Origin of the sequence: Sphingobacterium sp. WM, assembly GCF_029542465.1 — a bacterium.
In the GTDB taxonomy this organism is placed as follows: Bacteria; Bacteroidota; Bacteroidia; order Sphingobacteriales; family Sphingobacteriaceae; genus Sphingobacterium; species Sphingobacterium cellulitidis.
On the sequence record NZ_CP120709.1, the window covers coordinates 3014265 to 3037794 of the forward strand.

At 38.3% G+C, this 23530-nt stretch carries 16 protein-coding genes; 11 read left to right on the forward strand and 5 right to left on the reverse strand.

The features are described from left to right. Positions 1 to 92: 92 nt before the first annotated feature. A complete protein-coding gene (locus PZ892_RS12910; protein WP_277711427.1) occupies positions 93 to 2342 on the forward strand; it encodes a glycoside hydrolase family 95-like protein in 2250 nt (749 codons plus the stop codon). A 77-nt stretch (positions 2343 to 2419) separates the two neighbouring features. Here PZ892_RS12910 and PZ892_RS12915 read toward each other — a convergent pair whose 3' ends face one another. From PZ892_RS12915 to PZ892_RS12925, 3 genes are all read right to left on the reverse strand, one after another. After that, entirely contained in the window at positions 2420 to 3949 is a 1530-nt protein-coding gene (locus PZ892_RS12915; RefSeq protein ID WP_277711428.1) for a RagB/SusD family nutrient uptake outer membrane protein, read from the reverse strand. Positions 3950 to 3966: 17 nt separating this feature from the next. After that, positions 3967 to 7038, reverse strand: a complete 3072-nt coding sequence (locus tag PZ892_RS12920; protein WP_277711429.1) for a TonB-dependent receptor — start codon at positions 7036 to 7038, stop codon at positions 3967 to 3969. A 125-nt stretch (positions 7039 to 7163) separates the two neighbouring features. Further along, on the reverse strand, positions 7164 to 9599 hold the full coding sequence (locus PZ892_RS12925; protein WP_277711430.1) for a glycoside hydrolase family 95 protein: 2436 nt from the start codon (positions 9597 to 9599) through the stop codon (positions 7164 to 7166). 215 nt (positions 9600 to 9814) lie between these two features. Here PZ892_RS12925 and PZ892_RS12930 point away from each other — a divergent pair, with 215 nt between their 5' ends. Next, complete coding sequence (locus tag PZ892_RS12930) at positions 9815 to 10696, forward strand: AraC family transcriptional regulator (protein ID WP_094256082.1); 882 nt, start codon at positions 9815 to 9817, stop codon at positions 10694 to 10696. A 43-nt stretch (positions 10697 to 10739) separates the two neighbouring features. Here PZ892_RS12930 and PZ892_RS12935 read toward each other — a convergent pair whose 3' ends face one another. Together PZ892_RS12935 and PZ892_RS12940 are read right to left on the reverse strand one after the other, a co-directional pair. Then, entirely contained in the window at positions 10740 to 12398 is a 1659-nt protein-coding gene (locus PZ892_RS12935) for a glycoside hydrolase family protein (protein ID WP_277711431.1), read from the reverse strand. Positions 12399 to 12426: 28 nt separating this feature from the next. Beyond that, positions 12427 to 13440 carry a zinc-binding alcohol dehydrogenase family protein gene (locus tag PZ892_RS12940; RefSeq protein WP_182499671.1) on the reverse strand — a complete coding sequence of 338 codons (1014 nt, stop codon included), beginning with the start codon at positions 13438 to 13440 and terminating at the stop codon, positions 12427 to 12429. Between the two features lie 449 nt (positions 13441 to 13889). Here PZ892_RS12940 and PZ892_RS12945 point away from each other — a divergent pair, with 449 nt between their 5' ends. The 9 genes from PZ892_RS12945 to PZ892_RS12985 all read left to right on the forward strand — a co-directional run bounded on the left by PZ892_RS12945 (position 13890) and on the right by PZ892_RS12985 (position 23511). Further along, the gene (locus tag PZ892_RS12945; protein ID WP_182499672.1) at positions 13890 to 14327 is read left to right on the forward strand and encodes a MarR family transcriptional regulator; all 438 of its coding nucleotides are present in this window, start codon (positions 13890 to 13892) and stop codon (positions 14325 to 14327) included. A gap of 2 nt (positions 14328 to 14329) precedes the next feature. After that, positions 14330 to 15334 carry an NAD(P)/FAD-dependent oxidoreductase gene (locus PZ892_RS12950; protein WP_182499673.1) on the forward strand — a complete coding sequence of 335 codons (1005 nt, stop codon included), beginning with the start codon at positions 14330 to 14332 and terminating at the stop codon, positions 15332 to 15334. A gap of 1 nt (position 15335) precedes the next feature. Further along, positions 15336 to 15665 carry a 2Fe-2S iron-sulfur cluster-binding protein gene (locus PZ892_RS12955; RefSeq protein ID WP_094256087.1) on the forward strand — a complete coding sequence of 110 codons (330 nt, stop codon included), beginning with the start codon at positions 15336 to 15338 and terminating at the stop codon, positions 15663 to 15665. Between the two features lie 187 nt (positions 15666 to 15852). After that, a complete protein-coding gene (locus PZ892_RS12960; protein ID WP_094279927.1) occupies positions 15853 to 17172 on the forward strand; it encodes an NAD(P)/FAD-dependent oxidoreductase in 1320 nt (439 codons plus the stop codon). A 382-nt stretch (positions 17173 to 17554) separates the two neighbouring features. Continuing rightward, positions 17555 to 19219, forward strand: coding sequence for a DNA polymerase/3'-5' exonuclease PolX (locus PZ892_RS12965; RefSeq protein ID WP_182499674.1), 1665 nt, complete (start codon positions 17555 to 17557; stop codon positions 19217 to 19219). Between the two features lie 20 nt (positions 19220 to 19239). Then, positions 19240 to 20901, forward strand: coding sequence for a M1 family metallopeptidase (locus PZ892_RS12970; RefSeq protein ID WP_182499675.1), 1662 nt, complete (start codon positions 19240 to 19242; stop codon positions 20899 to 20901). Between the two features lie 150 nt (positions 20902 to 21051). Next, on the forward strand, positions 21052 to 22074 hold the full coding sequence (locus PZ892_RS12975) for a rod shape-determining protein (protein ID WP_094256091.1): 1023 nt from the start codon (positions 21052 to 21054) through the stop codon (positions 22072 to 22074). Positions 22075 to 22154: 80 nt separating this feature from the next. Continuing rightward, positions 22155 to 22991 (forward strand): rod shape-determining protein MreC, encoded by an 837-nt coding sequence (gene mreC, locus PZ892_RS12980; protein ID WP_182499676.1) that lies wholly within the window; start codon positions 22155 to 22157, stop codon positions 22989 to 22991. 43 nt (positions 22992 to 23034) lie between these two features. Then, positions 23035 to 23511, forward strand: a complete 477-nt coding sequence (locus PZ892_RS12985; RefSeq protein WP_229678361.1) for a rod shape-determining protein MreD — start codon at positions 23035 to 23037, stop codon at positions 23509 to 23511. Positions 23512 to 23530: the final 19 nt, after the last annotated feature.

Consider the following 23530-nt stretch of genomic DNA (forward strand, 5'->3'; position numbering starts at 1 on the left):
AATCCATATTAGACAAAATAGTTTCAGTTTCGGTTAATTAAGAAGAATCCCCAGCCATATTAATGCGTTATTTTTATAAAAAATAACCTGATATGATATCTTCACAAAAATTCTTCCCTCTACTTTTTTTGTTAGGCTGGAGTATATGTGCACATGCTCAACCCTTCCCAACGCATAATCTGAACTTTACTAAACTTGCTGAACGCTGGGATGAGGCCATTCCCTTAGGTAATGCTGAAATCGGCGCTTTAATCTGGAAAAAAGATAATACTCTAAGGTACTCTCTGGACTGTGCGGATCTTTGGGATGAAAGAAAAGCCTTGGACATCGAAAAACATGATTTTAAATGGGTCCAAGAACAGGTGTTCAATAATACTTATCAAAATGCTCAACAATGGGGTGACCGACCATATGACGCTATTCCCTACCCCACTAAGTTACCAGCTGCAGCTATGACTTTTGACCTCGCTAAATTGGGAACCGTCAAAAGCAATGAATTGAATCTCGCGGATGCTACCAATACTATAATTTTTGAAAACGGCATTCGCATTCAAAACTTTATTCACGCAACCAAACCTATTGGTTATTTTGAAATTACTGGAAACAATCAGGAATTACCTTTGCCTAATTTGATCCCACATAGCTATGGTGCTTCCGCGACAGATAATGGTCAACAGTCCGTCGTTGAAGGTCAACGACTTTCCAGATTAGGCTATCAACAGGGAACATTAAAAGAAGGAAATAATTATCAAATTATCCATCAACCAACCTATGATAAGCGATTTTTTGAAGTATTACTTGTATGGAAGCAGGTTTCTGCAGATCGCATAATTGGCTTATGGACGGTCTCTGATAATCAATCCGCTCAATTGGAGCCTAGCTTGGAAAGAATTGAGGATGGTAATTTCAGAAAGGAACATACGGCATGGTGGCAGAACTATTGGGCCCAATCCAGTATTCGCATTCCTGACCCGGTATTGGAAAAACAATATTTCCTAGAAATGTACAAATTTGGTTCAGCTGCGAGAAAAGGTGCACCAGCAATCACCCTACAGGCTGTATGGACTGCTGATAATGCTGGCTTACCTCCTTGGAAAGGCGATTTCCATAATGATTTAAATACTCAACTTAGTTATTGGCCTGGATATACAGGAAACAAGCTCGAAGAAGCTGCTTCATTTACTGAATGGTTATGGTCCATCAAAGACGTCAATAAGGAATTTACCAAACAATATTTCAAAACTGAAGGGCTCAATGTCCCGGGAGTATTGACTCTAAATGGAATTCCTATGGGAGGTTGGATTCAATATTCACTTTCCCCTACCGTAAGTGCTTGGACTGCCCAACATTTCTACTGGCAATGGAAATATAGTATGGATCCCGAATTCTTAAAAAATAGGGCTTACCCTTACATCCAGGATGTTGCAACCTATTTGGAACAAATAACGACCAAAAGAAACGGAAAACGCTATCTTCCTATTAGCTCAAGCCCAGAATATAATGACAACCGGATAGACGCCTGGTTTAAAGATTGGACCAACTTTGACCTAGCACTCGTACATTATCTTTTTGAGTCCGCAGCAGATATCAGCAATGCCATGGGGAAAAAAGAAGAAGCTCAGAAATGGCTAAAGATAAGAGCTGAATTTCCTGAATTCGCTCAAGATCAAACCGGATTACTAGTAGCCCCAGGATTTCCTATGGAACACTCCCACAGACATATGTCGCCTTACATGGCAATTTATCCAATGGGAACACTCGATATCAACTCAGCTAAAGATAAACCGCTTATTGAAAAATCCTTGCATCATTTAGATACCTTAGGAACCAGAGCTTGGGTTGGTTATTCCTTTTCTTGGATGGCGATTCTACATGCCCGCGGAAAGAATGCGGAATCTGCATTGGACAACCTTCAAAAGTTTGCCAATAACTTCTGCTCTATCAATTCCTTCCATTTAAATGGTGACCAGAAAGGCGGTCAATTTTCGAATTTTACCTATAGACCGTTCACCCTTGAAGGGAATTTTGCTTTTGCCCAAGGAATCCATGAACTGATGATCCAAAGCAAACAAGGCTATGTTGAATTGTTGCCTGCAATCCCAAATACATGGCAGGATTATTCATTTGAAAATTTGCGATCTGAAGGCGGTTATTTATTCAGCTCAGAAATTGTCGCTGGAAAAATAAAACAATTGAAAATCAAAGCTAATCACAACGGAACATTGAAACTCAGAGTAGGAAAAAATCTGGTAAACAGTGCGGGAAAAGCATTGAAAAAAGCGGATAATTATTACCATATTTCCTTGAAAAAAGGCGAAGAGATTCTTTTAAAAGAAGGATAGAATTTCAATCTGATTACCTATAAAAAAAGCTGTCAAGTAATTTTGACAGCTTTTTCTTTGATTCTTATATGGGCATACTATTTACCATAATCTGGATTTTGCACCAATTTCCCTTGACTCTTATCAATCTCCGTTTGTGGCAGAGGCCACTTATAAAACTTAGACTCGAAGGAATATGGAATAATACCATCATTCACATTATTTAATACATCTTCAGCAATCTTCCAACGTTTTAAATCATAGTATCGCAATCCTTCAAAAGCCAATTCTATTCTACGTTCTTTTCTTAATCGTTCTCTAAATTGTTCTTTGGATAATCCTGCAGGCAAGTTTGGCATTCCTGCTCGCTTACGAACGAGGTTGATATAAGAATAGGCTTTGCTGCTAGCACCGTTGAGTTCATTTTCAATTTCGGCTGCATGCAACAAAACATCGCCATATCGCAACATCACCCAATCTTGCTGGCTTCGCGTTGCATAGCCATAAGGCACCAAATCCGGTGTCAGGAATTTCTTTAATCCAAACCCTGTTGGAGCTCCATTGGATGGTCGATGCGTTTTCCCATCTGGCCAAACAACCGTGCCCTTAAATATAGTTTTCCCTAATCTGGGATCCCGATTTTTGAACGGATCATTCGCATCTGTCAATGGTGAAACCCCATAAGCCAATCCATCTGTATAATCATATGCATCCACTAAATTTTTCAATGGACTTACCACAACCCAATCCCCATACCACATATCCATTTCGGTAGAATTATTTGGCGCTAAGAAGTTAATGGAAAATAAAATCTCATTACTACTTTTTTGAGTTGCATCCTTAAAAGGACCTTCATAATTTGTGTCCAAACTATACAACCCTTTGCTAATGATCGCATTGGCAACTTGCTCAGCTTCTTTCATTTTCGCTAAATCCGCAGCGGTTTTTGACGTGAAACTATCATTCATCAAAACCCTGAGCTTCAATGCCTGAGCAGAAGATCGAACAACATGTCCCGGTTTCGACAAATAGGATACATCATCAAGTGTCGCAATAGATTCATCCAAATCTTTTATTATCTGCGCATAGATATTTTTACTATCTGTTTTTTCCTGGAATTGAGTTTCCAAATCCAATGGCTCAGTCACCAATGGAACAGATCCATAAAACATATATAATTGGAAATTATAAAAAGCTCGAATAAATTTGGCTTCGGCTTCATAGTTCTTACGGTCCACATCCGAAATATCAGCCATGCTATATTCACTTAAATTCTTCAAAAAGATGTTTACTCTCGCAATCCCTCTGTAAGAAGTTGAATAAATCGTAGAGATATAGCCCCCAGTTGTGGAAGATATATTTCCTTGAGCGATATTGCTGCTATTATCGTAATTGTGCTGCCCATAACCATTATCTGTAATATTGTCAAAATTTGGAGCACCATAAGAATACTGGCTAGCTTGCAAGGTTGCATATACAGCTGTCAATGCAGATTCTACATCGCCTTTGGTTTTCCAAAATGAACTTGGGGATAACTTATCGGTGGGGTTCTTATCAAGATAATCCGAACATGAACCCAATGAAAGGGCTAAAGCTGGGATTAATAAATATTTATATCTGAATTTCATAATAATCTATTTTAGGGTTATAAACTAAGTTGAAGACCAAAAGAGTAAATCTTATTTTGAGGATAATTCAAAAAGTTTCCATTACCAGTACGCTCAGGATCCAAACCTGGATAATCCGTCATGGTAAACAAATTGTCTCCTGAAAAATAGGCTCTCACCTTGCTCAATTTTAATTTGCTGGTCATGGTCTCTGGGAAAGTATATCCAACCACCAAATTCTTAAACCTTAGGAAGCTGGCATCTTTTAAGTAGTAAGATGAGTTTCGAGTTATTTTCTCACCTCCATCCCAGCCCCAGTATATTCTTGGCATCGTTTGCGATGGATTCTCTTCGGTCCAACGATTTCTCCAGTCTACTGTAGGTACAGCACCCTGTACGAATGGAATTGTCCCCCAATTGTTTACAAATACATCCCGCTTATAAACCCCTTGGAAGAAGGCCGAAATATCTATCCCTTTCCAACTTGCTCCAATATTGAAGGAATACTCAAATTTTGGAAATGGGTTTCCTATAATGATTCGGTCATCATTATCAATCTTGTTATCATTATTCTGATCCTTATATTTTATATCACCTGGTAAGGTTTTATCATTGAACTGTTTTGGCGAATTATCAATCTCGCTTTGAGATTGAAAAATACCATCCATTTCTAGCATATAGAAGCTATCGTAAGGTAATCCTTCACGTTTCATGGTATAACCTGAGATTTCTTCAGCTCCAAAAGTGACTAACTTATTTTTGAACTTATCAATCATAAAGCCGAAATCATAAGCCAATCCTTCCATCGTTCCAGACTTAACCGTATTTCGATAACCTACATTCAGTTCAATTCCGGTATTCTCCATCACTCCTCTATTGACATAAGGCGCCGATAGACCTACTAAATCAGTCAATTGAGAAAGTCTTAAAATATCGGAGGTCGTTTTGCGGTACCAGTCTGCTGTAATTGTCAATCCATTAAAGATGGTTAAGTCTACCCCAATATCCGTTGATTTAGTAGTTTCCCATTTGATATTCTGGTTGGCTAAACCTAACTGGGCAACCCCTGGAATTAAGGTGGCATTATCATATGAATAAGCTCCGGTTAACTCCAATATACTTTGGTAAGGATAGAGACCAATATTTTGATTTCCTAATATCCCGTAAGAACCCCTGATTTTAAAATCATTTAACCAGGTCCAATTATTCTCACGTATAAATGGTTCATCGGAAACCCTCCAACCAGCAGAAATGGATGGAAAAGCTCCCCATCTATTCTCAGGATTCAAACGGCTGGTCCCATCGTATCGAACATTCAATTCCAATAAATACCGATTCAAATAATCATAGCCTACACGTCCAAATAGGGATTGAATCGCCCATTCCTCACTATAACCTCCTGCCGTTTGGACTGCTGCACTTCCTGCGTTCAATTCTTGAAGGTCGTTGTTCAGGTATTGCTCTCTATACCCACTTAAATTTTCAAACTTGGAATTCTCCTGGCTATAACCGAATTGTAATTTTAAATTATGCTTCTCCTGAAAACTAGTTTCATATAATAAATAAGAATACAAATTGGTATAAATCCTTTGCTCCGAACGATTGGCCAAACCTTTTCCACCAGTATCCAGGTTCGTCATAAATTCTCCAGTATGGTAATTGTATAATGGAACTACAGGTCTCCAATCTTTATTCCGGTAAAAATCTCCGTTTACAGCAAACTTGCTGTACCATGAAAGTCCTTTAAATAGCTTTACATTGGTCCATGCCTGTAAATTTCCGGTATAGTCCCGAAGCCTATTCATTACACCATTTTCAGCGATAGCAAGTGGATTTTTATTGTTGCTTTCAAAAACATAGGCTTTGTAAGCATATCGACCACTGCCATCAGGAAGATACGGACCATAGGTCGGTGCTTGCGCTAAGGTTGATAAAAAGATATCTGTACCACCTGATCTCGAGCTGTTTTTTACGCCGTGCTTAAAGGCGAGATTCGTTCCGAAGGTGATGAAGCTATTGATATCTGAAGTAATGTTCGACCTGAAATTATAACGCTGAAAATCAAAACCTTTCATCGTTCCAGGTTGATCTACATAACCTAGGGAAACATTATATTTTGTTTTTCCTTCACCGCCATTGAATGTCAAGTAATGGTTCTGAACAAAGGCAGGATCAAACATCACATCTACCCAATCCGTATTAGGATATTGATTTCTATCCGTAGCATTTCTATAAGCATCAATTATCTCTTGAGGATATAGTCCACTTGGAAGATTAGAGTTTTTCTTAGCCTCATTCCATAGCTCCATGTATTCTACTGAATTGGTGATAAACTCAGGCATTTTTGTCACTTCATGGACATTTAATCCAAGTTGATAATCCACCTTAGTTTTCCCTGAAACTCCTGATTTTGTCGTTACGATAATAACCCCATTGGCTGCTCTAGAACCATAAATGGAAGCTGATGCTGCATCTTTTAGAACGGAGATGTTCTCGATATCATTAGGATTAAGATCCGAAAGTCTGCCTTCAACTCCATCAATAAGAACCAATGGATTAGAACCAGCACCACTGAAAGTACCCTGCCCACGAACGCGAATGGATAGCCCTTCTTCACCAGGTTGTCCTGAGTTTTGTACGACCCGAACTCCAGGCATCTTTCCCTGCAACATCGATCCAGCATCTGTAACGGGTCTTTTTGTTAATTCATCCCCCCCAACAGTGGCTACTGCACCTGTTAAATTGACTTTCTTTTGTTGTCCAAAACCTACAACCACCACCTCATCGATCTCTTCATCCTTGCTCAACATTTGAACATTTAAAGGACTCGATGATGTTACAGTTAGGGTTTGTGGCTCATAGCCAACCCCTGAAAATTGGATTTTGTCATTAATCTTTGCTGTGATGCTAAACTCTCCCGAGCTATTGCTCGAAACAACCGCATCACTACTCAAATTTTTCACCGTGATTCCCGGTATGGATACAGACTCCTTATTGGTAACTTTTCCTGTTACCTGAACCTGCTCCTGAGCCAGTGCATTTAATATGGTCGATAATAAAATGACCATATTAAGCATGGCAATTTTGCCTAGCTTGATTACTTTCCTCATGTTATTTGAATTAGGTTTATTTAACCCCAAAATACATCAAAAAGTAACCCTGCTTTTCCTCAAAATTACCCTCAATTAATCCAATATTAACCGATATAAGGCTGTATAACTAGCTAAAATACTCGCTATATTTTATTAAGTTTCAACAACTTACCAGCCTCCAATCGCACTAACCTTTCTTTTCCCAGATAACTAATTTTCACTTCTTTATTCGACTTCGATTTTAAACTCACTTCCAGCAATTTATGATTATCCCAAACCATGGAAACTTCAATTGCTCCACGAGCAACCAATCCACTTATTTTTCCTTTTTTCCAGGCTGAAGGCAAAGCTGGTAATAAATCGATGCTACCATCATGGCTTTGCAATAACATCTCAGCCACTCCCGCTATGACGCCAAAGTTACCATCGATTTGAAAAGGCGGACAGGCGTCAAAAAGATTATAATATGTCCCCCCACCAGCTGAATATTTGGTTCCAGTATCATCTGTCGGTCGCAATTGTTTATTTAATAATTCAAGACTCTTTTCTGCATTTTTTAATCTCGCCCAAAGAGATATCTTCCATGCATAAGTCCAGCCAACACCATCATCCCCTCGAGCAAGCAAGGATTTCTCCACAGCCTTCGCCAATTCTGGAGTCTTTTTCAAGGTGATTTCCGAAGCTGGATAAAACGCAAATAAATGTGATAAATGTCGATGCGTTGGCTCTGCTTCAGCATAAGGCTCTGCCCACTCCATCAAACGACCATCAGGACCAATCTTGGATAATAATAATTTCTGTTGGGCAGCCTGAATTTCCTTTAGTATTTCGGAATCTTCTGCCTTCAGCAGTTTAGAAGCATGGATAATATTCAAAAACAAATTATCAATTACCTGTTGATCATGGGTCGGTCCCATGCTGATTTGTGCCCGGGTCCCATCCGCCGCAATAAAAGTGTTTTCAGGTGATGGGGATGGACCAGAAACCAGCTTCCCAGATTTGGGATCTGTTACCAACCAATCCAAATAAAATTGGGCTGCACCTAAGAGCACTGGATAGGCTTTTTTCAGATATTCTAAATCCTCCGTAAATAAATAATGCTCCCAAATATGCTGTGCTAACCAAGCACTTGCACCAATATGCATCCCCCAACTGGCACTTTCTCCGGGAGCGGTATAACCCCATACATTGGTTATCGGATGCACCACCCAACCTGACATCCCATACTGGGTTTTTGCAGTATGTCCACCTGGAATAACTAAAGATTCTATAAATTCTAATAAGGGTTTATGGGATTCTGAAAGATTGCTAACCTCTGCAGGCCAATAATTCATTTGAACATTGATGTCCGTGTGATAATCACCATTCCAAGGAGTTTGGATCTTATTTGCCCAAATCCCTTGCAAATTCGCCGGCAAGCCCCCCTCTCGAGAGGATGAAAGCAATAAATAACGGCCAAATTGAAAATAAAGAGGTATTAAGACCTGCTCATTCCCTGTTTTTGCATTCTTGATTAATAATTCATTGGTCGGAAGATCATTCATTCCATCCCCCAATGAAAAATCTATCCGCTTCATGAACTTACTAAAATCAGCAATATGCCGCTCTAATAATTGGGCATAGCTTTTCTTCCCTATCCCTTCATTGATCTCATCCAATTCATTTAAGTAATTGCGATTTAGATAAGTAGGATATTCTAGTTTATGATTGGTTTTTGCTGTGATTATTAGGGTAACCTCATCAGCAGCTTCGATGCTGATTTTATCCCCATTTTCCTTTATTTTGCCGCCTTTTATTTGAGGGATAATAGAGCTTTTATATAGCATACCTTGTTGACCATGCCCGTCATTTAACTCCCCCTCCATAATCATAACCTGATTTTCAATGCGGGTATTAAATCGCTCAGGACGATTTAAGGAATATTCAAAGCTAATCTTTGATTTTTTATCCGCTTTGAAATTGATGATAATGGCTTGATCGGGATGGCTGACGAAGATTGTCCGCTTATAATTAACCGCATTCTGTTGATATGCTACAGTTGCAATACCATCTATTAAATTTAATTCCCGTTTATAATTTTTGTAGGCAGATTTCTCCTTAAAATCTATCCAAAGGTCACCCATGGTTTGAAAACAACCGAAGGGAACATTGGCCCCATTGCCACTTCCAGATCCCTTGCCATTTGTAATCTGGGTTTTATTGGTAAGATCAGTAGCTTCTTTAAACTTCTTTTCAAATAGTAATTCCCGAATCTGGGAAAGATGTTTAGAAGCCTCCGGATTATCGGAATCTGCATAACTCCCACTCCATAAGGACATTTCATTCAATTGAATTCTTTCCTGATTTACATCCCCAAATACCATGATCCCTAAGGAACCATTTCCAAGTGGAAGAGCTTTCAGCCATTCTTCATCACTTACCCAGCCATCTGGATTATCTTTCACTGTAGAATTTGCTGGTTCAGCATACCAAATACGGTTTGGACCTTGCTCCTGACTCCAGCCATGGAGATAAAATAAACTCGCAATGGCTATTAATAAACCCTTTTTACGGAATAGAAATCTTCTGAATCTTAACATAAGGTTATAATTGAGAATAATCCGATTAATTCGGATTACGGAATAATCAAAAATAACGCTCATTCCACTTCTTCATTAAAATTGAATTAACCAGGTTGCATACTATATTAACAATTTAGATACTTTGGGCATTTAAATGCATTTTAACAAGCAATATCTTGTTTTGAGTTTGGCAATTCCTTAATTTCAAAAAACATCACCTATTAATTCAAAACATGAAGCCCAAATTTGACCGCATATTAAGTCAGCTTGATAATGAAGTGTATAAATTTCGACACTTTAGCGATCAATTGTTTTCCACAAATTTTCACTTTCATAAAGAAATCCAAATTAACTATATCCAAGAAGGTAGTGGTCAACGAGTTATAGGAGACAACATCTCAAACTTTGAGAAGGATGAATTAACATTATTAGGTTCCAATCTTCCTCATGTTTGGTACTCCAATCAACCGAGCCAACCCGATGAAAAGCAAGCCATGTCAATTACGCTTTTTATTGATGTGGAGAAATGCCTCCAGATTTTAGAGCAATTGCAAGAAACCCATAATATCAGAAGTTTCTTCAACCAAATGGAGCGCGGTGTGATTTTCACTGGTAAAAGTAAAGCCCAATTGACCAAGTTATTATTCGCTATCAATGAAGCCGAGAATCTGGAAAGAACCATTTACTTTTTACAATTATTGAATCAGCTGACCAAGACAGAGGATTTTCAATATATCTCCAGCACTTCCTATAGAAATCGATACTCATCGCAAGAGTTTAAAGGAAATCAAATCGACCATATCATCCGCTTTGTATTGGAGAATTATAACAAGGATATTAAATTGGATGAGGCCGCTGAAATGGCAAATATGACCAAACAAGCTTTTTGCAGGTTCTTTAAAGCCAGAACACAAAAAAGTTTCATCCAATTTGTGAATGAAACTCGAATAAGCATCGCCTGTCAGGAAATCATGAAAAATGACAATCTAATCAGCAATGTGGCTTATGATTGTGGTTTTTCAAGCCTTTCTAATTTTAATAAAATATTCAAATCCATAAAGGGGATTACTCCTAGACAGTTTAAGGAACGCTTGATTGGTAAAAATGAAGCTTAAGGTATCTTATTAATTCCCCAAGCTTCAATTCCACAATATTTTCTTAGTCATTTAGCTTAAAAGACCATTCATTGATTTTACTTTCAGGCTCATCAATAACCAAGATGAAGTCATTGCTGGATTCGTAATCATTGAGCTTTATTTCAACTTCCCGCTTAGCATAGGGTTGAATCGAATCAAACTTTGATTCTCCAAGCAATTTTCTTTTCCCTTCTTTCACTTGAAAAAGTTGAACTGTAGCAGCTTTACTGGCACGCGTTCCAAAATTTTCCAAGATAATCTGAGCATGAGATTGCGCATTTTCCGATTTAATGATTGGTTTCCGTGCACTCAAGATCCCTTTCTCATACTGAGCCCATGGCACCCGTGTATAACCAAAGACTAAACCGCCTTTTTTATTCTTTCCTAATAGTTTTGGTGCAAATTCATCCTGTTTTAATTGATGTCCTTTACTGTCAAAAATCAATATGAGTCCACCCTTAGTTTTTTCAGTCCGCAGAATTTTGCTACCTGCTCCATAGTTGACCGCATCATTCGCACCAAATCTTATGCTGGCAAGGTCCAAATCCTTAGCTGCATTGAATCCTTTTTCTGATTTGACCAAAATTCGAATCTCCTCATTGTCTTGAGGTAACCCAGCATTCAAATATTCTAATAGAAGTGGTTTTCGCAATGGAATAACAATGTTTTTGGAGCTGTATTTATCATTGGGTTTATCCTCCCATTTTATGGTATCAATGACAGCAAAATTAGCTGAAATAGCACGGCCTAAATCATCTTGAAAAATTTTGATACGTTCATATTTGAACCAGTCTTCCGACGTTCCATCCTTATGTTTAGCAATCCCGACTGTATAAGCCTGTCCGGGATCAGTTACCCAATTGATACCATCCGGACTCCTTAAATAAAAGGCTATTCTACCTAACCAATCGTTCACGATTAAATGATATTGAATATGGTCTTTCCATACTACTGGATCTTCAAACTCCCCTTCTACTGGCGGATATACCCTTTGATTGGAAACTTGTTGATAAGAACTACCGCCGGTCTCACTAAACCAAATCCCTCCGCCTCTACAAACCATTAATTGGGAACCATCTTCGCGTTTTGCAAAAGTCAAGTTAGACAAACCCTCAATAATTGGTCTATCCCGCTTATCAAAACTTAACTTTTCATAAACCCAAGGACCATTCAAACTTTTGGATCGGTACGAACCATCGATTACATATAATATATAGGAACCGTCCTTCGCTTGAAAAATTTCAGGATTATGTCCTTTCCCAATGGTATCTACAATTTTGTAAGGTCCATGGATATCTTTACTTACTGTATGGTAGACAATGGATCCTGGCCATGCCATATGTCCTTTGCTGGAAGATTCCGGCCAACCACAAACAAATAGATGATACTTCCCATCTGCAAATTTTATATTGCCACCCCAATAGGAATTCGTATTATCTTCTATCCCATTGTCCACAAATCTATTCTTCACCGCGTCTGCTCCCCAATTACCTACTTTTTGCTTCTTACTACCCTCCATGGGTAAGAACAAATCTCGAAATCGCCCCCCTTCAACCAGCTTCTCCCATTCTTTGGGTATTTCACGTTCCTTGACTTGACTAAAGCCATTAAATTGCATAAACAAAAGAAAGAGGCTAGCCAAAAAAATAATAGTCGATTTATTAATTGCTTTAGTTTTCATAATGACGGTTATTTAGGATTTAATAGATTTATTGAAATTGTACCAAGGCTTTTAAAACTTTATTTTCGGGCTTTATTAAATTAGGAAACTCTTCTGCCAATTGATTAAATGGAATCTGGTGAGTAATAATATCTTGAAAGTTCAGTTCGCCAGTTTTCATAAAGGCAATAACATCCTCAAAGTCTTTTCGGTTAGCATTTCTGCTACTCATCAAAGTTGCTTCTCTTTTATGAAATTCCGGATGATTAAAACTGATATCTCCTTTTTGCAAACCGATTAAAACGAACCTACCGCCATGAGCCAAATAAGAGAAACTGGATTCGATAGCATCTAGATTTCCGGTAGCATCAAATAATACATTTGCCATCCGCCCATTACTAAACTCACTAATCTTTTCAATTAGCAGCCCTGAATGAGCATTGCAGGTTTCTACCTTTGGCAACATTTTCCTGCAGAGTTCTAAGCGGTCCTCATTAATATCGATGACAAGGACTTTGGCATTGGATAAAAAAGCAAAGGTAGCAGCTGCGATACCTATAGGCCCCGCCCCAACAATAACTGCCGTTTCTTCAGCAACCAGACCAGAGCGACGCACCGCATGAAGTGCAATAGAATAAGGCTCAACCAAAGCCAATTCTTCCTTTTTTAATCCATTCGCATCAACTAGATACTGATTTGGAACTTGAATAAATTCCTTCATTCCGCCATCGATATGAACACCAAATACCGCCAACTCCTGACAACAATTTTCCTTTCCTGATTGGCAGGCATAACAATGACCACAATTAAAATAAGGTAAGAAAGTAACCAGTTGACCGACTTTAAATTCAGGATGTTCGGTAGCTATTATTTCTGCTGCGATTTCATGCCCTAGAACCCGTGGATATTGAAAGAAAGGTTGACTACCATCATAAGCATGCAAATCCGTACCACATATACCAATGGCTTGCAATTTTAATAGACTATATCCAGGTTTAACTACAGGATAATCTTCCTCAATGTACTCAAACTCAGAGGGCTCTTTACAGACTAATACTTGCATAGGTTTAAATTTTAGATAAAATTAAGCCTGATGGAGACGATTTTATTATCCGATGTTATCTAAATATAATTGAATATTAACCTTTCATTTAAGTAACTGGTTTCCGCCAGTTCCAAATTTTCCTAATCAATCAGCAACCAACAGTTTCCGTATTCATTCCTCTCAAGTCCTACTCAAATTTTGTTTTCTGCCGCAGATTGTCCGGACATCCTAGGGAGTTCCTTCGAAAAAATTCGAACAAGATGCGGAAAAAGTCCGAAGAAGGTCCGAAGAAGGTCCGTTAAAACAGCGAATTTATCCTGTATTTTTTTTGAGTTAATATGCTTCTCAACCTTGATTTAGAACAACAAGGAAAAGTTGGGTAAAATGCATCTGCTTGTAATATTTTTCAATGCATTCTTTTAATAACCAAAGAATCCTTAAATTTACTTGTCATACTAATAGTTGTTATGCTAAAGGAAGAATTCAATCAATACTCATTCATACTAGACCGAACGGCGAGAAGGGTGAAACAATTTGCGCAATCTTCATTCACTAATCATGGAATTGATTTGACGGTTGATCAATGGTCTGTGCTCAAGACCTTATATGAACATCAGGATTTAACCCATAAAGATCTGGCGGATCAATGTGGGAAGGATCAGCCAACCATGACTAGGATAGTTGATTTGCTGATAAAGAAGGGCTATGCCCAGCGGGTAGAGCATCCTTCCGATCGTCGTTGCTTACATATCCAATTAACAACTAGCGGTAAACATCAGGTGGAACAGTTAGCTCCCATGGTAAAGGAATTTCGGATGAAGGCTTGGGAGAATCTGTCTGATGAAGATTTTCAGGACTTTACAAGAATATTAAATACGATTTATAAAAATTTAGAAACCAAATAGATATGATCACAACAGATATATGCATAATCGGTGCAGGTCCCGTAGGATTATTTGCGGTATTTGAAGCAGGTTTATTAAAGATGCGTTGCCATCTTATCGATGTTCTGCCTCAGGTTGGAGGACAATTATCAGAAATATATCCACATAAGCCGATCTATGATATTCCGGGTTACCCCAGCATCAATGCGCAAGAATTGATCAACAATCAAATGAAGCAAATAGAACCCTTTCAACCGACTTTTAGCTTAGGTGAACGTGTTGATGGGCTTCAAAAACAGGAGGATGGCTCCTATATCGTAATGGGTTCAGAAGGGACGAAGATACATTGCCAAGTTGTTGTCATTGCAGGTGGCTTAGGTTGCTTTGAACCTAGAAAGCCTGAATTGGCCAATCTAGCCAATTTTGAAGGTAAAAATGTTCACTATATGGTTCGGAATCCCGAGCAATTCAGAGATCAACGGATCGTTATTGCGGGCGGTGGAGATTCCGCCTTGGATTGGACGATCTTTTTGAGTGATATTGCGAGCGAGCTGACTCTGGTGCATCGCAGTGATAGCTTCAGGGGAGCCCCAGACTCTGCAGAGAAGGTTTACAACCTGGCTAAATCAGGCAAAATCAACCTTCTATTATCCCATAACTTACAGAGCCTCAATGGGAATGGCCATTTAGAATCTGTACTTATGACAAACAAAACTAAGGAGGAAATTGTTGTACAGACAGATCATTTCATTCCGCTCTATGGTTTGAGTCCGAAGTTAGGACCCATTGCAGATTGGGGATTGAACATTGATAAAAATGCCATTGTGGTGGATACATTTGATTATTCAACCAATGTAGAACGCATTTATGCCATCGGTGATATCAACACCTATCCGGGCAAATTAAAGCTAATCCTTTGTGGATATCACGAAGCGGCCTTAATGGTCCAAAGTGCTTTTAAATATGTTTATCCGGAGCAAAAACTAAGTTTTAAATACACAACTGTAAACGGCATCAATGCATTCTAACATGGAAAATATCATAACTATAAATGTAGAGGACCGAGATGGTACAAGACAGGAAGTCATGGTTCCCACGGATGTCAACTTGAGTTTGATGGAAATCCTGAAGGCCTCGGAGTATGAAATACTGGCGACATGTGGAGGTATGGCTTTATGTGCGACCTGCCATGTGGAGGTACTTTCGGGAATGGAAAATTTAGCGCAGGCGGAAGATCAGGAGCTGGATATGCTGGATACCCTCCCCGATGCGGATGATAATAGCAGGTTAGCCTGCCAACTGAGATTGACAGAAATGAATAACGGATTGACCGTAAAGATTAAAGGAAGTTTACAATAGGCAAAATTATAGTGTACTTAATACACTTAGTATGCAATATTTAACTTGTTGAAAACAAGAAGAATAGCATGAGTTTAAACATCAATTTCATGTTTTATCTCAAATTAATGTAATTAATTGATAAAATATGCAAGAAAATGTCAGATATTTGTGCCTTATTTTAAAATTCTTATAACAAGGAAGTATTATGTTACTAAATCGTTCTGAAAGAAACTTTCCCCGAGTAATCATTATTGGAGCTGGGTTCGGAGGGGTTGAATTGGCTCGCCAGCTGAAAAACAAAGAGGTGGAAGTTCTATTGATAGACCGTAACAACTACCACACTTTTCAACCATTGATGTATCAGGTTGCCACAGGAACCTTAGCATCCGATTCTATTTCGTTTCCATTGCGGAAAATGTTCAAAAATCAGAAGAATTTCCGTTTTCGTCTTGCCGAAGTATTAAGCATTGATAGCAAGAACAAAATGGTTCACACTTCGGTAGCAGATTATGATTACGATTATTTAGTTATTGCAACAGGAGCTACATCCAACTTTTTTGGCAACAAACAAGTTGAGAAATACGCTTTACCAATGAAAAACATCATTGAGGCATTAAATATCCGTAGTTATTTATTACAGAATCTAGAGGAGGCTGTATTAAGAAAGAATGCATCGGATAGGGAGCGTTATTTAAACTTTGTGGTTGTAGGTGGTGGACCTACAGGAGTTGAATTATCTGGAGCGATTGCAGAGTATCAACAACATATGTTGAAGAAGGATTATCCTGAATTGTCAACATACGAGATGAAAGTATATTTAGTTGAAGGAACCGGAAAGATCCTAGGTGCACTTTCTGAGAAATCTTCACGTGATGCTGAACGCTATTTACATGAATTAGGTGTTAAAACCATCTTGGATACCGTAGTAACGGATTACGATGGCAATACAGTAACCCTATCCTCAGGCGAAAAGATCCCGACAAAAACGGTGATTTGGGGTGCTGGAGTTATGGGTCAGATGCCAGAAGGTATTAACCCAGAAATTATTCAGCGCGGTAACCGTATCAAAACCAATGAGCAATGTGTGGTTGAAGGCGAGGAAGATGTTTATGCAATTGGCGACGTTTCGGCTATGATTACGGATGAAAACCCTAGAGGTTTACCTGGTGTTGCCCCTGTTGCGCAGCAACAAGGGAAATATGTTGCAAAACATATCATGAACAAACTGAACAAACAAGAAACAGAAAACTTCAAATATTTTGACAAAGGATCGATGGCTACCGTTGGTAGAAATAGAGCCGTTGTGGATATGGGAAGCTTACACCTGAAAGGCTTTATTGCTTGGATGACTTGGATGTTTGTCCACTTGGTATCTATTTTTGGATTTAGAAACAGATTAGTAACCTTTGTAAACTGGTCGATTAAGTTCTTGACTAAAAACTCAGGTATTCGTCTGATCATTCAAAAATACAACAGACCTGAATCTGAACCTATTGTCAAGGAAGAAGAAGTTAAACAAGCTTAAAAATAAAAATATCTTAAAAAGCCCTTTCCAATCGAAAGGGCTTTTTATTTGACCTATACCAAGTAAACTATATTGTATTAGGAATATCTAATAAATGAAGGATATTGCTCCTTAAGTTAAAAAATGTTAACAAAGAGCAATCCATATACGAAAGTGAAAGGCATGGCGTTTTAATATCAAAGAAAAGCAAAAGAATAATTAGAGTATATAATTTCATAATTTAGGTTAATAATTGGTTTGGTAAAAATCCTGAGCTTCCCCAGCTCAGGATTTTTTTATGATTTCACCCCTTCCCTTCAGAATTGACTTTCCTTGGCAGTCTTTTGGTCAATGTCTCGATTCAATTTCCTATTTTTGATATCCCAGAAGAAAGAAGGAAATTATGACAAATAAAGACATAGCTAAAGTATTTAAATTGTGTTCACAGTTGATGGAGTTGTATAATGAGAATCCTTTTAGGACCAAAGCTATGGCCTCTGCCTCATTTCGTATTGACAAATTACCTTTTTCGGCAAGTCAATCAGATCTAGACACCCTTAGTGAGCAGCCAAATATTGGCAAAAGCACAGCTGAAAAAATCATGCAAGTGGTCAATAGCGGAACTTTTCCTGAATTGGAAAAATTAGTCGCCAAGACTCCTGAAGGCATTTTGGAGATGCTGAAGATCAAAGGATTGGGACCTAAAAAAATTCAGGTAATCTGGAACGATCTAGAAATAGAATCAGTAGGTGAATTATACTATGCCTGTAATGAGAACAGGTTGATCGAAGCAAAGGGATTTGGCTTAAAAACGCAGGAAGATATCAAAAAAGCCATCGAATTTTCCATTGCCAATCAAGGTTGGTTTTTATTTGCCAAAGTTATGCCTTCTGCCCTTACGGTTATCCAGCATTTTGAAAAGGAGTTAGCATTAGCACCTATCAGTTTCACAGGAGATTACAGAAGGAAGTCGGAAGTCTTACAACATGTTGAGCTATTGATCGCAGCGGATGCTACAGCTGTTCAGCAAGCGGTAAAAGCCTTGGACAACGAATTTGACATTAATGCAGAAAATCATAAAATCACCTTCAAAGATGAAAACGGAATTCCATTTGAGGTGATTATCACGGATGAAAAATCTTATGCCCAGCAATTATTGATCAGTACGGGTTCTTCAGAACATATCCAGCAATTAAGGGCCATTGGCGAAATCCAAGCATTGGGATCCGAGCAGGAGATCTATGCTTCTCTAGGTTTGGAATATATTGAACCTGAATTACGTGAGAGTGGCAAAGTCATTGAACTTGCCAAAGCAAATAAACTACCCAAATTAATCCGCTATGAGGATCTGAAGGGATCATTGCATAATCACTCAACCTATAGTGATGGAGTTCATTCATTGAAGGATATGGCCTTATATTGTAAGGAAGAATTGGGACTAGAATACCTTGGGATTTGTGATCACTCCAAAACCGCGGTTTATGCCAATGGTTTATCGGTAGAACGATTAGAACAACAGTGGCTGGAAATAGATGAATTGAACAAGAAACTAGCCCCTTTCAAAATTTTTAAAGGGATAGAATCAGATATTCTTTCGGATGGATCCCTGGATTATTCGGATGAAATTCTTGCCAAGTTTGACTTTGTAGTTGCCTCCATCCATAGCAATTTAAAAATGGATCAGGACAAGGCCACTGAAAGAATTATCAAGGCTATTGAGAATCCCTATACCACAATTTTGGGACACCCCACTGGACGTTTATTATTATCAAGGGCTGGCTATCCATTGGATTTCAAAAAAGTCATCGATGCTTGTTCTGCCAACAAGGTTGTCATAGAAATCAATGCCAATCCATTGCGCTTGGACCTTGACTGGAGATGGCATCAATATGCTTTAGAAAAAGGAGTATTATTATCCATTAATCCAGATGCACACCGGAAGGAAGGTTTTCTGGACATGGAATATGGTGTTTACGTAGGTAGAAAAGGTGGATTAAGCAAAGAAGAATGTTTAAATGCCTTTGATCTCAGCCAGATTGAAAATTATTTTAATCAAAAAAAGAACTAACCCACATTATATAACCTATTATGTTAAAAGTAAAATCATTTTTTCTTGGTCTGTTATTATGTTCAGCAAGTCAGGTGACTCAAGCCCAATTGATGAAGGCAAAAGAAATCTATAACAAGGCGGATTCTTTACGTGGCGAATTAACTCCGCTCCGAACCTGTTATGATGTGCAATATTATCATTTGGATGTTAAGGTAGATATCGATCAGAAGTTTATATCGGGAAGTAATTTATTCAAATTCCAAGCTGTAGAACGCTTTAACAAGCTACAATTTGATTTGTTTGACAACCTTTCCGTTGATAAGGTAGAATACAGGGGCAAGGACTTACCTTTTAGTAGAGAATATAATGCGGTCTTTGTGGAATTCCCAGATTTTATTGAAAAAGGGAAAATAGACTCCTTCAAGGTGTATTATTCGGGGCATCCCATACAAGCGACGCGGGCCCCATGGGATGGCGGTTTTGACTGGAAGAAAGACAGCAATGGTAAACCTTGGGTTGCGACAGCATGTCAAGGATTAGGAGCGAGCGTGTGGTGGCCTAATAAAGATCATCAATCCGATGAGGCAAATAGCATGTTAATTTCAATAGCAGTTCCTAAAGGAGTAATGAATGTTTCAAATGGTAGATTGGTCAAAACTGAAAGCCTGAAAGATGGCTATACCAAATACCATTGGCGCGTTGAAAATCCCATCAACAATTATAATGTTGCCTTGAATATTGGTGACTATACCCATTTTAAGGAAACATATGCTGGTGAAAAGGGACCTTTGAGCCTTGATTACTATGTATTAAAAGAGAATGCTTCGAAAATTGACCATTTAAAGAAAAATGCGAATGAGACTTTAAAGGCCTTTGAACATTGGTTTGGACCTTATCCTTTTTATGAGGACGGCTATAAGCTCGTTGAGACAGCTCATTTAGGAATGGAGCATCAAAGTGCGGTAGCCTATGGAAACAAATATCAGAACGGTTATTTAGGAAATGATGGATCGAGAACAGGTTGGGGAATGAAATGGGATTTCATTGTGGTTCACGAATCAGGGCACGAGTGGTTTGGAAACAACATCACGGCAAAAGACCTTGGAGATATGTGGATTCATGAAAGTTTCACGAATTATTCTGAGGCCTTATTCATCGACTTTTTCTATGGTAAGGAAGCTAGTCAAGCCTATGTAAATGGGAATCGTCGTGGCATTCAAAATGACCTTCCAATTCAAGGTCCCTACAATGTCAATAAAGAAGGCTCGGGTGACATGTACAATAAGGGTGGTGTATTGCATAACATGATCCGAACGATGATAGATAATGATGAAACTTGGTTGAGGCTACTTAGAGGGATAAATAAAGAGTTTTATCATAAAACAGTAGACTACAACGATATATTAAATTATATGAGCAAGGAATCTGGCATCAACTTAGCTAAGACATTTGAGCAATATGTACAAAGGACCAGTATACCGACCTTGGAGGTGATTCAAAATTCGCCAGGTGTATTTATGGTTCGTTGGATTTCGGAGGTTAAGGGCTTTGATATGCCGGTTCATATATTTGACAAAGATGGAAAAAGGATGTTAATCAAACCGACTGAAAATTTCAAGATCATGAGGTTGGAAGGATTGACCAAAGAAAATTTCAAAGTTGACACGTTCAACTATTATATTGGCACTTCAATACAATAAAACAGGTCCAAATACGTTGTCAATTACGAATTTGAAATTTTCCATATTTTCATTAGGAAAAGATGTTTTTTTATAAATAATGCTTTCATAAAAAACCATTTTTTTTCATTAGGTTTGCAATTAAATTACAAATAATACTTTCACATTTAAATGGGTCTTTTTAATTGGTTTACGCAAGAAGTTGCAATAGACTTGGGAACAGCTAACACCCTCATCATTCACAATGATAAAGTAGTAGTAGATGAGCCCTCAATAGTAGCATTTGACCGTACGACGAACAAGGTAATTGCCATTGGTCGTCAAGCGATGCAGATGGAGGGTAAAACTCACGACAATATAAAAACGGTTAGACCGCTTCGTGACGGTGTAATAGCAGACTTTACGGCTGCTGAGCACTTGATTCGAGGTATGGTAAAACTTATCACTAAAGGAAAGAGTTGGTTTTTTCCATCCTTACGTATGGTTGTTTGTATTCCTTCGGGGATTACAGAAGTTGAGAAGCGTGCTGTTCGCGATTCGGCAGAGATTGCTGGTGCGAAGGAGGTTTACTTAATTCATGAGCCTATGGCTGCGGCTGTAGGGATTGGGATTGACGTTGAGGAGCCTGTAGGAAACATGATTATCGATATTGGTGGGGGAACGACGGAGATTGCCGTAATCGCCTTATCAGGGATAGTTTGTGACCAGAGCATTCGTGTTGCAGGAGATAACTTCGATTCAGATATTGTTCAATATATACGTCGTCAGCACAACATCATGATTGGTGACCGCACCGCGGAGAAGATCAAAATCGAGGTTGGTGCTGCATTACCTGAATTAACCGATCCACCTGAGGATTTTGCCGTTCAAGGTCGTGACTTGATGACTGGTATTCCTAAACAAATTACTGTATCCTATACAGAGATTGCCCACTGTTTAGATAAATCCATTTCAAAAATTGAAGAGGCGATTTTGAAAGCATTGGAGATTACTCCTCCGGAATTATCTGCGGATATTTACCAAACAGGTATTTATTTAACAGGTGGTGGTGCTTTACTTCGTGGCTTAGACAAACGTATTCAAGCTAAGACGAAACTTCCTGTTCACGTTGCAGAAGATCCTCTACGTGCAGTAGTTAGAGGAACTGGTATTGCGCTTAAGAACATCGGTCGTTTCAAGTTCTTAATGCAGTAACAAATAATTAAAAAAATATTTATTACGCGATATAACATTCCTAATATGTTATATCGCGTAACTATTAACAGAGAACAATAATGAAGAACCTTTGGCTTTTCTTGGTTAGATACAATGCCTTTTTTTGGTTTATTCTTTTTTTTGTTGCTTCTCTCCTACTTGTTGTCCAAAACAACAGATACCAACGTTCGGCCTTTATCAATTCCTCGAATGTATTAGTCGGTTCATTCTATGATAAACTAAATTCCTGGAAAAGTTATTTGGCGCTTGAAGAAACAAACAAGAACCTCGCGTTAGAAAATTCAGAGCTTCGCAAGCAATTACAACATTACTTATTGACAGATACGCTTGATTCCGTTCAAATCAATGATTCTATTGAAATGGACCGGTATCAATTTACCATGGCTGAAGTGGTCAACAACAGTATTCACCAAAAGAGTAACTTCATCACAATCAACAAAGGTTCCATCGCAGGAATTCAAAAGGGATTAGGAGTAATTACCTCCAATGGGGTCGTTGGTATTGTCTTGAATGTTTCGCCGCATTTCAGTACGATTCAATCTTTATTACACCCGGATACCCGAGTATCTGTGACTTTGGACACTGCCAATGTGTTTGGGTCATTGGTATGGGGTAACACTTCCAATCCGCAGTTTGCCATTGTGAAGGATATTCCAAACCATATTAAGGTAAAAAAAGGTCAGAAAGTATTTACATCGGGATTTTCCTTATTCCCGAAAGGCATCGAGATTGGTTCAGTTGAAGAAACAGGGATTAGTTCCGGGGGTTCATTTTTGGACATCAAAATTAAGTTAAGAACAAATTTCACTAATCTTAACCACGTGTATGTGGTCAAGGATTTATTGGAGAATGAAAAAAATCAACTAGAATCAGTAACGGAGGATAACGATGGGTAGACTGGTTATTTTTAATATAATTCGATTTATTGTATTGATTGCAATGCAAGTTGTATTATTCAAGAATATTGGGTATTACAATTTAGCAACCCCATTTCCCTATATCCTGATCATCTTTTTATTGCCGATTGGGACACCAAATTTCGTATTATATGTCCTTGCATTTTTGACAGGTCTGACGGTAGATGCCTTTTATGACTCCATTGGGGTTCATGCGGCAGCTTGTGTAGCCTTGGCTTGGTATAGGATTTTCTTCCATCGCATTACTTTGGATGTGGATGTTCAGAATTCTTTTGAAACCCCATCCTTGGGAAATATGGGATCGAAATGGTTTTTATCTTATATTTCGATAGGAACATTGATTCACCATATCGTTCTCCTACACGTTGAATATTTTAGTTTCTCAAACTATTTAAGCACTTTACTCAGCATATTATTAAGCAGTATTTTTACTATCTTGTTAATCATATTGATTAGTATACTGATTTATAAAAGAAAATCTCGCTTATTAAGTAATTAATAATTACGGTCTTATTCAC